We start from the raw sequence: 12,407 nt of genomic DNA, 5'->3' as shown, positions 1-12,407 counted from the left end.
GGTCGTCTCTCAGTTCGTCACGCGGCGCGGCAGGGCCAGCTGCAGCAGGTTGGATTCGGTGGCGTTTTCACGGGTTTGTTCACCGCGCAGGGCGCCTTCGCACAGCACCAGGATACGATCGGAAATACCCATGACCTCCATCAAGTCGCTGGACACTACGATCACCGCAATGCCGCTGGCCGCCAGGTTATGGATGATCTGGTAGATCTCCGACTTGGCGCCGATGTCGATGCCCCGCGTCGGTTCATCCAACAGCAAGACCTTCATCGGCATCGACAGCCAGCGACCCAAAATAGCCTTCTGCTGATTGCCGCCGGACAGGTACATGATTTTCTGTTGCGCATCCGGGGTTTTGACTTTCATCGCCTTGATTTGCTGGTCGGCGTTGCTTTTTTCCCAGGGCTCGCGCAGCAACCAGCCGAACGAGGAATGGGCACCACGGGCGCTGATATTGATGTTCTCGGCGACGCTGGAAAGCGGAATGATCCCTTCCTTTTTGCGGTCTTCCGGACACAGCAACACACCGGCGGCGATGGCGTCGCGCGGTGAGCGCAGTTGCAGGTTTTCACCGCACAATTGCAGGCTGCCAGCGCTGCTGCGTTCCAACCCGCTGAGCAAACGAAACAGCTCCGTGCGCCCTGCCCCGACCAACCCGAACAAGCCAAGAATCTCGCCCTTGCGCACGTCGAAACTGATCGGCTCACGCAGGCCAGGCCCCAGCAACCCGTCGACCTTGAGTGCGACCTCGCCATGCTCTCGCGGGCGGTAGTCGTAAATATCCTGAATGTCGCGACCGACCATGCAGGTCACCAACTGGTCGTGGCTGAGCGCACTCATATCATCAAAGGTGCGCACGTAACGCCCGTCTTTGAACACCGTCACGGCATTGCAAATCCGGAACACCTCTTCCATGCGGTGCGAGACGTACAGCACCACCTTGCCCTCATCCCGCAGGCGCGTGATGATCGCCATCAAACGGTCGATCTCCCGCGCCGACAGGCTGCTGGTCGGTTCGTCGAACGCGATCACATGGGCGCCACGGGACAAAGCCTTGGCGATTTCCACCAGTTGGCGCTGGCCCAGGGACAAGCGCCCGAGCTTTTCTTCAGGATCGATTTCATCGGCCAGACCCTTGAGGCACGCCAGGGCCTGCTTGCGCAGCAGGCTCCGGTTGACCACCCCAAAACGCGACGGAAGGTGCCCAAGGAAAAGGTTCTCGGCCACGGTCATTTCCGGCACCAGGTGCAGCTCCTGGTGAATCACCGCGACGCCGCTGGCGATGCTGTCCGCAGCGCATTTGAACGCCATGGTCTGTTCGCCGATCTGCACCGTGCCACTGCTGGGAATGTAGGCGCCGCCGAGGATTTTCAGCAGCGTCGACTTGCCCGCGCCGTTCTCGCCCATCAAAGCATGCACCTGCCCTGGCTGGGCGCTGAAGCTGATGCCGTCCAGCGCCTTGACCCCGGGAAAGGTTTTGCCGATACCCTCAAACCGCAGGGCCGCCGCACTCATTTCCACAGCCCGATCTTGGTCAGTTCTTCCTGGAAGTTGGCGCGGGTGATCAGGGTGACTTCATCCATCGCGGTGTACTTCGGTGGCTCGGTACCTTTGGTGACCCACTCGTACATCATCAGCGCCGTGTTGTAGCCCTCGATATGCGGGCTTGGCAGCATGGAGCCGAAGAAGCCGCTGTCGGCCTTTTTCAGTTCGCCGATGGCGTCGGTGCCATTGATGCCGATGCCAATCACGTTGGCCGCTTTGAAGCCTGCGCTTTCGGTAGCGCGCACGCCGCCGAGCACGGTGTTGTCGTTCATGCCGCCGATGATCAGGTTTTTCGCACCGCTGGGCAGCTTGACCAGCGCCGAGTTGGTGGCGTCCATGCTGCCGGGGACGTCGAGGGTTTTCAGTGCGGCGGTGAGGATGTGGTCTTTCGGAATGCCGGCTTCTTCAAGGGATTTGATCGAGCCGTCGGTGCGTTTTTTACCGGTGTCGAGTTCGTTGAAGGTGTTGATCACCGCGTAGGTGTCCTTCCAGTCCCAGCCACGTTTTTTCGCTTCGGCGGCCATGGCGGCGCCTTGTTTCTGACCGACTTCAAAAGCAGCCATGCCCAGGTACGGCACGTCCTCCATGAAGTTGCCTTTGGCATCGACGAAGCGGTCATCCACGGCCATGACTTTCAAGCCATTGAGCTTGGCCTTGGCCACGATGGCTGGGCCGAGGGACACGTCCGGCGGGCAGATCACAAATCCCTTGGCACCGTTGGCGGCCAGGCTGTCGATGGCGGAAAGGGTTTTCTCACCATCGGGCACGGCGATTTTGATCACGGTGAAACCGTGTTCCTTGCCGGCTTTTTCGGCGAAGGCCCATTCAGTCTGGAACCAGGGTTCTTCGGCTTGTTTAACCAGGAAGCCGATCTTCACTTCTTCGGCGGATGCGAGGCTGCTGAGGCTGCTTAAAGCAACGGCGGCGGCAAGGACGCGTAGGGCTTTTTTCATGAACGACACCTCTTGTTGTTGTTTTTGAGTCTTGGGGTTTAACCGGCAAAGCGATGGCACGGTTTGCCAGGGACATCGACTTCGATAGCCAGCACCGCACCATCCAGAGGGTGATCCAACGGGCTGGCGGCACTGGTGATGTACAGCGTGGTGAGGTTGGGCCCACCGAATACACAACTGGTGGGACGGCTGACGGGCAGTTCGATGATGCGATCCACCTCACCATCAGGCGTCAGGCGCAGCAGGCAACTGCCGTCCCAACGGGCATTCCAGATGTAGCCTTCGGCATCCATCGCCGAGCCATCCGGCCCGCCGCGTGCGTGTGGACCGAACCACACCTGTGCCGGTTCGAGCTGACCGTCGGGCTGGATGACATGCCGATAGAGCGTGCCATCCATGCTGTCGCCAAAATGCACCTGGCTGCCGTCCTCACTCCACAGCAACGTGTTGGGAATGCCCAGGCCGCTCAGCAGAGGCGCGACCTGCCCATCGACATCAATGCGAAACAAGCCACCTGAACGCCGCGTAATCGGCAGGTCTTCGCCCTGCTCACCGATGTTGTTCTGCATGGTGCCCAGCCACAGCCGGCCTTGGGCATCGCAGCGCGCTTCATTGCCACGGTTGCCCGGTTGCGGGTCGGCCACGCACAGCAGGGTCAAGGCTTCGGTGACCAGGTCCAGGCGGTAGACACCGCTGCTCAAGGTCACCAACGCATCGCCGCTTTCACACGGGATAAAGGCCGAGACATGCTCGGGCAACTGCCAGATCTGCAATTGCCCGCCCATCAGGCGCAAGGCCTGTTTGCCGGCGATATTGACCCAATACAGCGCCTGGGTGGGCGCGTCCCAGAATGGGCCTTCGCCCAATTGCGCACGGTGTGCAGTGACGGCCTTACACGACATGAAACCTCCGGATTCCTTACAGCGAATCGCGCGATGGCGTGCCATCGACCAAGCGCTGGATACGCAACGGGTTAGCGTTTTTCAACGCGTCGGGCAGCAGGCTATCAGGGTAGTTCTGGAAGCACACCGGGCGCAGGAAACGGTCGATGGCCAAGGTGCCGACCGACGTGCCACGGGCATCGGACGTGGCCGGGTACGGGCCGCCATGCACCATCGAGTCGCAGACTTCCACGCCGGTCGGGTAGCCGTTGAGCAGGATGCGCCCAACCTTCTGTTCCAGCAGCGGCGTGAGCTCGGCGAACTGTTGAAAATCCGCCGGCTCGCCAATGATCGTGGCCGTCAGTTGACCGTGCAGGCCGTGCAACGCCGCACTGAGTTGGGCTTGATCAGCCACTTCGATAAACACCGTGGTGGGGCCGAAGACTTCTTCTTGCAGCACTTCATCACCATCGAGCAACAGGCGCACGTCGGCCTTGAACAGCTGCGGTTGCGCCTGGTTACCGGCCTGGGTGCTGCCGGCCAAATGCTGAATGCCAGGATGTGACAGGAGTTTTTCCAGGCCCTTGCCATAGCTGCTCAAGGTACCGGCGTTGAGCATGGTTTGCGCCGGTTGTTCGCCGATCAATTGCGCCACCTGTTGGGTGAACGCGGTGAATTCCGGCGATGCAATACCGATCACCAGGCCGGGGTTGGTGCAGAACTGGCCGCAGCCTTGTACGACCGACGCGGTGAGGTCACGGGCGACGGTCTCGGCCCGCGCCTGCAAGGCCTGGGGCAAGACAATCACCGGGTTGATGCTCGACATTTCGGCAAACACCGGGATCGGTTGCGGGCGCGCCGCGGCCATATCGCAGAGGGCACGACCGCCCTTGAGCGAGCCGGTAAAGCCTACCGCCTGGATCGCCGGGTGCTTGACCAGCGCCTCACCGACGCCACCGCCGAAGATCATGTTGAACACGCCAGCCGGCATCTCGGTGGCCTCGGCCGCGCGGATGATTGCATTGGCCACCTGTTCAGCCGTCGCCATGTGGCCGCTGTGGGCTTTGAACACCACCGGGCAACCGGCCGCCAGCGCGGCGGCGGTGTCGCCGCCTGCCGTGGAGAATGCCAGGGGGAAATTGCTCGCACCGAACACCGCCACCGGGCCGAGGCCGATGCGGTATTGACGCAGGTCCGGACGCGGCAGTGGTTGGCGATCCGGCAGGGCTTTGTCGATGCGGGCACCGTAGAAATCACCGCGACGCAACACCGTGGCAAACAGGCGCATCTGCCCGCTGGTACGCCCGCGCTCGCCCTTGATACGGGCGGCAGGCAATGCGGTTTCGCGGCAGACCAACTCAACGAAGTTATCGCTCAGCGCATCCAACTCATCGGCGATCGCATCCAGGAACTGCGCGCGACGTGCGGCGCTCAAGGCCCGGTACGCCGGATAAGCCTGCGCGGCGGCGTGGGCGGCGGCGTCGACTTCCTGCGGCGTGGCCTGGTAGAAATCCTGGGGCAAGGCTTCGCCGGTGGTGGCGTCGACGCTTTGCAGCTTCACACTGCCGTTGGCGCTGCGCTGGCCGCCGATAAAGTTGTGGCCGAGAAACTGGGTCATGTGGGTCTCCTTAAAGGGTGATGACATTGCCGGGTTCGAACGCTGCATCGACGCTGCCGACACTGTTGATCAACGGCGCGCCGAACTCAGCCTGGCTGATCTCGAACACATCCCCCGGTTGGGTACGTATACCGTCGGCGAATGACAAGGTGGCGGTGCCGAAGAAATGAATGTGCACATCGCCCGGCTTGAGGAATTGGCTGTATTTGAAGTGGTGGTATTCGAGGTTTTCCAGGCTGTGGCACATATTGGCCTCGCCACTGAGGAATTCGTTCCGCCAGATTTCCTCGCCGTTACGCAGGATGCGGCTGGTGCCGGCCAGGTGCTGGGGCAATTCGCCGACACGCAGTTCCGGGCCGTAGCTGCAACTGCGCAGCTTGGAATGGGCCAGGTACAGGTAGTTCTTGCGCTCCATCACATGGTCGGAAAACTCGTTGCCCACCGCGAAACCCAGGCGGTAGGGTTTACCGTCGTGGCCGATCACGTAGAGGCCGCCGATCTCCGGTTCTTCACCAGCATCTTCGGCAAACGGTGGCACCGGGAAGGCTTGGCCTGGGCGCACCACAATGCTGCCGTCGCCCTTGTAGAACCACTCCGGCTGCACGCCGGCCTCACCGGCGGCGGGCTTGCCGCCCTCCACGCCCCACTTGAAGATGCGCATGGTGTCGGTCAGGGCGCTGTCGTCACCGCCCTGGTGCATTTTGTCCCGCGCCGAGGCGCTGCCCAAGTGGGTCAGGCCGGTGCCGCTGATCAGCATGTGGGCCGGGTCCGGGTGATCCAGAGGCGGCAGGATTTTTTGTTCGGCCAGCAAGGCGGCGTAGTCGTGGCTGTCGCCCAGGCCGAGACTGTCCACCTGCTGCTGCAACTTGACGCCCGCTTCGATGGCGGCCAGGGCCAGCTCACGCACGCTATGGGCGCTGCGCACTTCACGCAGTTGCTTGCCTTCCACTACGCCAACGCGGCGCTCGCCATTATTGAGTTCGAACTGCACTAAACGCATGAAGGTTCTCCTAGATTAAGTACGTGTGGCGCCACGGGCGCTGGCGGCGAACTGGTCGACGGGCAGCACGTGCTTGCGCTCCAGCAGGCGATAGACCACGCCGGTCAGCACCAGCCCGAACACCATCACACCGGACAGGAAGTACAAGCCCGAGGCCAAGTTGCCGGTGTATTCCTTGAGCGCACCAATCACGAACGGGCCGATATAGCCGCCGAGGTTGCCCACGGAGTTGATCAAGGCAATGCCGGCCGCCGCACTGGCGCCGGCGAAGAAGCGGCCCGGCAAGGTCCAGAACACCGCCGTACAAGAGAACATCGCGAACGCTGCCAGGCACAGCGCGGCCATTTGCAGCACCGGCACACTCAGCCAGGCGCTGAAGAACAGGCCGATCGCACCCAGCACATAGAGCACGGCGAGGTGCCCGTAACGATCATTCAGGCGGTCGGAACTGCGCGGGATAATCAGCAAACCGATGATGCCGAAGATATACGGCACCGCTGATATGAAGCCGGTGGTGAGATCGCTGCCGCCGAACTGCTTGATCAACGTGGGCAGCCACAAGCCCAGGCCGTAGATGCTCAGGGTCACCGGCAGGTAGAACAGCGCCAGCAGCAACACGCGCTTGTCTTTGAGCGCATGCAATGGATTGCCGTGGCGGGTCTGGCCGTAGGCTTGCAGGTCTTTGTTCAGTTCGTCGGTCAACCAGGTTTTTTCGGCGTCGGTCATCCACTTGACCTGCTTGGGACCATCCGGCAGGTAACGCAGCACCGGCCAGGTCAGCAGGATCGCCGGGGTGCCGATCACGATAAACAGCCACTGCCAGCCGTGCAGGCCGAGGATGCCGTCCATACCCAGCAGGCCGCCGGACACGGGGCCGGTGATCATCATCGCGATGGGCTGCGAGAGGATAAACAGCCCAAGGATCTTGCCGCGATGGCGAACCGGGAACCATTGGGTGATGTAGTACAGCACGCCCGGGAAGAACCCGGCTTCGGCCGCACCGAGCAGAAAGCGCATCACATAGAAGCTGTGAGGCCCCTGCACGAACGCCATGCCGATGGTGATGGTGCCCCAGGTGATCATGATGCGGGCGAACCAGCGCCGCGCGCCGAAGCGGTCGAGCATCAGGTTGCTGGGAATCTCGAACAGGAAGTAGCCAATGAAGAACAACCCAGCACCCAGGCCATAAGCCGCATCACCGATGCCGACGTCGGCGCCCATGTGCAACTTGGCAAAGCCCACGGCGGAACGGTCCACGTAGGCGATCAGGTACAGCAAGATCAGGAAGGGAATCAGTTTCAGCGTGATGCGCCGGATTAGCCGCAATTCCTCGCTCATGGGGTCGATCTCCGATTGTTGTTCTTATAGGAATCGGGGATGCCTCTCGCAGAAAATCCGCCAGGGTCATACCTCAGTTAAGCCAGACTATATAGTAGGACTATTTGCAAAACAACTCTTCCAAAGCGAACATTTTGCGCTTATGTTTAGCCGCAGAGAGAACATATAGTCATACAATAAGAGAATCGATCATGTCTGATAAAAAGCCCGGCCTACGCTCTGCCCAGTGGTTTGGTACCGCCGACAAAAACGGCTTCATGTACCGCAGCTGGATGAAGAATCAGGGCATTGCCGACCATCAGTTCCATGGCAAGCCGATCATCGGTATCTGCAATACCTGGTCGGAGCTGACCCCGTGCAACGCGCATTTCCGCCAGATCGCCGAGCACGTCAAACGCGGTGTGATCGAGGCCGGTGGCTTCCCGGTGGAATTCCCGGTGTTCTCCAATGGCGAATCCAACCTGCGCCCCACTGCCATGCTGACGCGCAACCTGGCGAGCATGGACGTGGAGGAAGCCATTCGCGGCAACCCGATTGATGGTGTGGTGCTACTGACCGGCTGCGACAAGACCACCCCGGCCCTGCTGATGGGCGCCGCCAGTTGCGACGTGCCGGCCATCGTGGTCACCGGCGGGCCGATGCTCAACGGCAAGCACAAGGGCCAGGACATCGGCTCGGGCACCGTGGTGTGGCAGCTCAGTGAACAGGTCAAGGCCGGCACCATTACCCTGGACGACTTCCTTGCGGCCGAAGGCGGCATGTCGCGCTCGGCGGGTACCTGCAACACCATGGGCACCGCGTCGACCATGGCCTGCATGGCCGAGGCACTGGGCACTTCCCTGCCCCACAACGCGGCGATTCCGGCAGTGGATGCGCGGCGCTATGTGCTGGCGCACATGTCCGGCATGCGCGCGGTGGAGATGGTGCGCGAAGACTTGAAGCTGTCGAAGATCCTCACCAAGGAGGCGTTTGAAAACGCTATTCGCGTGAACGCGGCCATCGGTGGTTCGACCAACGCGGTGATTCACCTCAAAGCCATCGCCGGGCGCATCGGCGTCGAGTTGGACCTGGACGACTGGACCCGCATGGGTCGTGGCATGCCGACCATCGTCGACTTGCAGCCGTCCGGGCGCTTTCTAATGGAAGAGTTCTACTACGCCGGCGGCCTGCCTGCCGTGTTGCGCCGCCTCGGCGAAGCCAACCTGATCCCGCACCCGAACGCCTTGACCGTGAACGGCAAGTCCCTGGGCGAGAACACCAAGGACTCGCCGATCTACGGCCAGGACGAAGTGATCCGTACCCTGGATAACCCGATCCGCGCCGACGGCGGTATCTGCGTGCTGCGCGGCAACCTCGCCCCGCTCGGCGCAGTGCTCAAGCCGTCAGCCGCCAGCCCGGAGCTGATGCAGCATCGCGGTCGTGCGGTGGTGTTCGAGAATTTCGACATGTACAAGGCGCGCATCAACGATCCGGAGCTGGACGTGGACGCCAACTCGATCCTGGTCATGAAAAACTGCGGGCCCAAGGGTTACCCGGGCATGGCCGAGGTCGGCAACATGGGCTTGCCGGCCAAGCTGCTGGCCCAGGGCGTGACCGATATGGTGCGTATTTCCGATGCGCGCATGAGCGGCACGGCGTACGGCACGGTGGTGTTGCACGTCGCGCCGGAAGCAGCAGCGGGCGGGCCGTTGGCCACGGTGAAGGAAGGCGACTGGATCGAACTGGACTGCGCCAACGGCCGCTTGCACCTGGACATCCCCGATGCAGAGCTGGCGGCGCGCATGGCAGACCTGGCGCCACCGGAAAAACTCATCGTCGGCGGCTACCGCCAGCTGTACATCGACCATGTGTTGCAGGCAGACCAAGGCTGCGACTTTGACTTCCTGGTGGGCTGCCGGGGGGCGGAAGTCCCGCGTCATTCCCACTAATTGGGATGCTATGATGCCGCGTCTTTAAGCCAGAGCCTCCCCGTCGTTATGGATCACCAGCCGCCCAAGCCGCGCAAGAGCATGCATGCCCAGATCGTTCAGGACTTGGGCATGCACATCGTTTCCGGTCGCTTCAAGCCGGAAGAAAGACTGCCCATGGAGGCCACGCTCTGCGAGGAGTACAAGGTCAGCCGCTCGGTGCTGCGCGAGGCGACCCGGGTGCTCAGCGCCAAGGGCCTGGTGTATTCCAAACCACGGGTGGGCGCCGTGGTGCGGCCGCGCTTGAAGTGGCACCTGCTCGACCCGGATGTGTTGTCCTGGCTGATGCAATCCACGCCCCACAGCGAATTCTTCAATACCCTTGCCGGCGTGCGGCGCATCCTCGAACCGGAAATCGCCGCCATGGCCGCCACGACGGCGACCGATGACGACATCGCCACCATCGAAAAAGCCTACCAGGGCATGGAAACCGCGAAGACCCACGAAGACCTGTTGCAGGCCGACCTGGACTTCCACCGCGCCATCGCCGACGCCACGCGCAACGACTTGCTCGCCTATATGTGCAACATGCTGTCGTTGCCGTTGCGCGAGTCGATCAACATCACCAACCGTCGCCCGGACATCCAGGGCCTGAGCCTGCCCCGGCACAAGGCGATTCTCACCGCGATCCAGAACCGCGATGCGCTGGGTGCACGGCATGCCTCACTGGTGCAGTTGGATGACACGCGGGTGGCGTTGGATACGGTGATGAATGTGCTGACGCCGCTGTGATGTAAACGCAATCAAATGTGGGAGGGGGCTTGCCCCCGATGGCGGTGGGTCAGTCACAGCATCATCGACTGGTCTACCGCTATCGGGGGCAAGCCCCCTCCCACATTGAAGCTGTGCAGGCCTTTACAGGGTGTAAGCGATACCGACCTGCACAGTGCGGGGTGCACCTGGGTAGGCGTAGATATTGCCGAATGCGCCCTCTTCATACTCGCGGTTGAACAGGTTCTTTACATCCAGGTTCAGTCGTACCTTGTCATTGACCTTGTAGTAGCCCAGCAGGTCCACAACGGTGTAGGCGTCCATCGAGAACGCCGTATTGGCGGTCTGGCCGGCACGCTGGTCGACATACTTGCCACCCGCGCCCAGGCCCAGGCCTTTGAGGGCGCCGTCCTGGAATTCGTAGACGTTAAGCAGGCTGAAGCTGTTGCGGGGGATGTTCAGCAGGCGCGTGCCGGAGCGAATGGTGTTGTCCTTGGTGACTTCGGCATCCACGTAGGCGTAACCGCCGATCACGCGCCACTCGGGGGTGATATTGCCCGCCACATTCAGGTCGAAACCACGGCTGCGGACTTGGCCAGCGGCGACGCTGAAGGTTGAGTCGATAGGGTCGGTGGTGAGGACGTTTTTCTTCTCGATCTGGTAGATCGCCGCGTCGACGCTCAGTTGACGGTCCAAGGCTTCCCATTTGACGCCCATCTCATAGGACTTGCCCTTTTCCGGCTCAAACCCGCCACCTTGGCGAGCAGCGCCAGTGTTCGGCTTGAACGAACGTGCGGCGTCAGCGTAGACCGCGACGGTATCGGTAAGGTCGTAGATCACGCCCACACGTGGGGTGACGGCGTTATCAGCGGCTTGCCAAGGTTTAACCCCGGTCACATAGCTTTCGTAGTCATGCTCAAAACGCTCAAAACGCGCACCGGCCAATACTTTCAGGCGCTCGGTGAGGGCCACTTGGTCCTGCACAAAGGCTGCGTAGGTCTTGAGGTTTTCTTTATCGTGGGTCGGTGTTCGCGTCAGCGGTGGGCGTGCCTGGCCGTAGACGGGATCAAAGATATCGATCGGGTAAGTGCCCGCGGTGGCGCTGGAACGCTGGATGATCGACTTGTAGTCGTAATCCTCATACTCGATGCCGGTCAGCAAGGTGTGCTCGAAATCACCGGTGGTGAAATGCCCGGTGAGGTTGAGTTGGTAATCCTTGTCGGTCCATTCCAGCTTGCGATAGTTGAAGTTGCGTTGCAGCGTGCGGCCATCGGCGCTCAGGCCGTTGGCTTCAATGGCGTTGCCCTGCAAGGTGCCGTCCAGCCACTGGAAACCGCCGCCCAGGGTCCAGTTTTCGTTGAGCAGGTGTTCGAAGCGCAACTGCGCCATGCTGTTGTCGTTGTGCAATTTGCCGACGTCTTTATCGCCCCAGAAGGTATCGCGCGACGCGTTGCCTTTTTGGGTGGGATAGCGCGTCAGGCCACGGTCCAGCGGGTGGTTGTTACGCATGAAGTCGCCTTCGAAGATCACCTTGGTGTCGTCGGTGGCTTGCCAGGTGATGACAGGCGTCACGCCGTAGCGTTCGGTTTCCACATGGTCCCGGAAGGTGTCGCCGCCCTCGCCCACCACGTTCAGGCGATAAGCGAGGCGACCTTCTTCATCCAACGGGCCGGAGGCATCCAGGGTGCCGCGTTTCATGCCTTGATCATTCAACTGGCTGCCCAGGGTCACGGTACGCTCTGCCAGCGGCTGCTTGGACACCACGTTGAACGTGCCGCCTGGATCGCCACGGCCATACAGCATGGTTGCCGGACCGCGCAGTACTTCGAGGCGTTCGATGGTGTTGGCGTCCGGCATGTTCGGGTAGCCGCGGTTGATCGGGAAACCGTTGCGGTAGAACTCGCCAGTGGTAAAGCCGCGCACGGTGAAGGTGGTCAGGCCCTGGCCGCCGAAGTTGTTGGCGCGGCCGACGCCGCCGGCATAGTCGAGGGCATCCTGCAGGCGGGTGGCGCCAATGTCTTCGACCACATCCTTGGACACCACGCTGATGGACTGCGGTGTTTCATGAATCGACGTGTCGGTGCGCGTGGCGCTGGCTGAGCGTGTGGCGTGGTAGCCCTTGACCGGCCCCTGAGCTGTTTCATAGTCCGCCGTGCCCGTCACAGTGGTCGCTTGCAACTCCAGACTGGTTTGCTCGGTGGGCGCCACTTCTGCCCAGGTAAACGGGGAAAACGCCTGCAACACACAGATGGAAATCAGGGTACGACGCATGGATGTTGGACCTAGTGAATGAGCCAGATGGGACGGCAAACCTGCCAAGAATTCGCGGCGCATGGTATATCAACGCATTCTCGTTTGACATCCATTCTCATTCGTTATTTTTTGCGTATCCGCTTT

The 12,407-nt window shown here is 61.5% G+C and carries 9 protein-coding genes; 2 read left to right on the top strand and 7 right to left on the bottom strand.

Translation table 11 applies throughout. From position 1 onward, the window contains the following. Nucleotides 1-9 precede the first annotated feature (9 nt). From araG to LRO94_RS11200, 6 genes are read right to left on the bottom strand one after another with little or no spacing between them, the layout of a single operon-like run. Nucleotides 10-1,512: an L-arabinose ABC transporter ATP-binding protein AraG gene (araG, locus tag LRO94_RS11225; protein ID WP_179179212.1), complete on the bottom strand. Its 1,503-nt coding sequence runs from the start codon at nucleotides 1,510-1,512 to the stop codon at nucleotides 10-12. Further along, complete coding sequence (locus tag LRO94_RS11220; protein ID WP_095186531.1) at nucleotides 1,509-2,495, bottom strand: substrate-binding domain-containing protein; 987 nt, start codon at nucleotides 2,493-2,495, stop codon at nucleotides 1,509-1,511. The genes araG and LRO94_RS11220 overlap by 4 nt, the downstream gene beginning before the upstream one ends. Nucleotides 2,496-2,533: 38 nt before the next feature. Next, nucleotides 2,534-3,397: an SMP-30/gluconolactonase/LRE family protein gene (locus LRO94_RS11215; protein WP_122753803.1), complete on the bottom strand. Its 864-nt coding sequence runs from the start codon at nucleotides 3,395-3,397 to the stop codon at nucleotides 2,534-2,536. Nucleotides 3,398-3,413: 16 nt separating this feature from the next. Continuing rightward, the gene (locus LRO94_RS11210; protein WP_179179213.1) at nucleotides 3,414-4,994 is read right to left on the bottom strand and encodes an aldehyde dehydrogenase (NADP(+)); all 1,581 of its coding nucleotides are present in this window, start codon (nucleotides 4,992-4,994) and stop codon (nucleotides 3,414-3,416) included. Between the two features lie 10 nt (nucleotides 4,995-5,004). After that, nucleotides 5,005-5,994 (bottom strand): AraD1 family protein, encoded by a 990-nt coding sequence (gene araD1, locus LRO94_RS11205; RefSeq protein WP_032885422.1) that lies wholly within the window; start codon nucleotides 5,992-5,994, stop codon nucleotides 5,005-5,007. 15 nt (nucleotides 5,995-6,009) lie between these two features. Beyond that, entirely contained in the window at nucleotides 6,010-7,332 is a 1,323-nt protein-coding gene (locus tag LRO94_RS11200; protein WP_032885423.1) for an MFS transporter, read from the bottom strand. A 191-nt stretch (nucleotides 7,333-7,523) separates the two neighbouring features. Here LRO94_RS11200 and LRO94_RS11195 point away from each other — a divergent pair, with 191 nt between their 5' ends. Both LRO94_RS11195 and LRO94_RS11190 read left to right on the top strand, forming a co-directional pair. Further along, complete coding sequence (locus LRO94_RS11195; RefSeq protein WP_032885424.1) at nucleotides 7,524-9,260, top strand: IlvD/Edd family dehydratase; 1,737 nt, start codon at nucleotides 7,524-7,526, stop codon at nucleotides 9,258-9,260. Nucleotides 9,261-9,308: 48 nt separating this feature from the next. After that, nucleotides 9,309-10,031: a FadR/GntR family transcriptional regulator gene (locus LRO94_RS11190; protein WP_032885425.1), complete on the top strand. Its 723-nt coding sequence runs from the start codon at nucleotides 9,309-9,311 to the stop codon at nucleotides 10,029-10,031. Between the two features lie 123 nt (nucleotides 10,032-10,154). On the opposite strand, the gene LRO94_RS11185 is transcribed toward LRO94_RS11190, so the two are convergent. Beyond that, nucleotides 10,155-12,281: a TonB-dependent siderophore receptor gene (locus LRO94_RS11185; protein ID WP_179179214.1), complete on the bottom strand. Its 2,127-nt coding sequence runs from the start codon at nucleotides 12,279-12,281 to the stop codon at nucleotides 10,155-10,157. Nucleotides 12,282-12,407: the final 126 nt, after the last annotated feature.

Source organism: Pseudomonas sivasensis, assembly GCF_021391435.1.
GTDB classification, from domain to species: domain Bacteria; phylum Pseudomonadota; class Gammaproteobacteria; order Pseudomonadales; family Pseudomonadaceae; genus Aquipseudomonas; species Aquipseudomonas sivasensis.
The sequence above is the reverse complement of the archived record's forward strand: the minus strand, read 5'-3'. Positions and strand labels throughout refer to the sequence as shown.

What these genes read in the sequence shown, in the direction of transcription:
- LRO94_RS11210 (WP_179179213.1), bottom strand. Translation starts at nt 4,994, where the DNA reads ATGACCCAGTTTCTCGGCCACAACTTTATCGGCGGCCAGCGCAGCGCC.
- LRO94_RS11220 (WP_095186531.1), bottom strand. Translation starts at nt 2,495, where the DNA reads ATGAAAAAAGCCCTACGCGTCCTTGCCGCCGCCGTTGCTTTAAGCAGC.
- LRO94_RS11200 (WP_032885423.1), bottom strand. Translation starts at nt 7,332, where the DNA reads ATGAGCGAGGAATTGCGGCTAATCCGGCGCATCACGCTGAAACTGATT.
- araD1 (WP_032885422.1), bottom strand. Translation starts at nt 5,994, where the DNA reads ATGCGTTTAGTGCAGTTCGAACTCAATAATGGCGAGCGCCGCGTTGGC.
- LRO94_RS11185 (WP_179179214.1), bottom strand. Translation starts at nt 12,281, where the DNA reads ATGCGTCGTACCCTGATTTCCATCTGTGTGTTGCAGGCGTTTTCCCCG.
- LRO94_RS11195 (WP_032885424.1), top strand. Translation starts at nt 7,524, where the DNA reads ATGTCTGATAAAAAGCCCGGCCTACGCTCTGCCCAGTGGTTTGGTACC.
- LRO94_RS11215 (WP_122753803.1), bottom strand. Translation starts at nt 3,397, where the DNA reads ATGTCGTGTAAGGCCGTCACTGCACACCGTGCGCAATTGGGCGAAGGC.
- araG (WP_179179212.1), bottom strand. Translation starts at nt 1,512, where the DNA reads ATGAGTGCGGCGGCCCTGCGGTTTGAGGGTATCGGCAAAACCTTTCCC.
- LRO94_RS11190 (WP_032885425.1), top strand. Translation starts at nt 9,309, where the DNA reads ATGGATCACCAGCCGCCCAAGCCGCGCAAGAGCATGCATGCCCAGATC.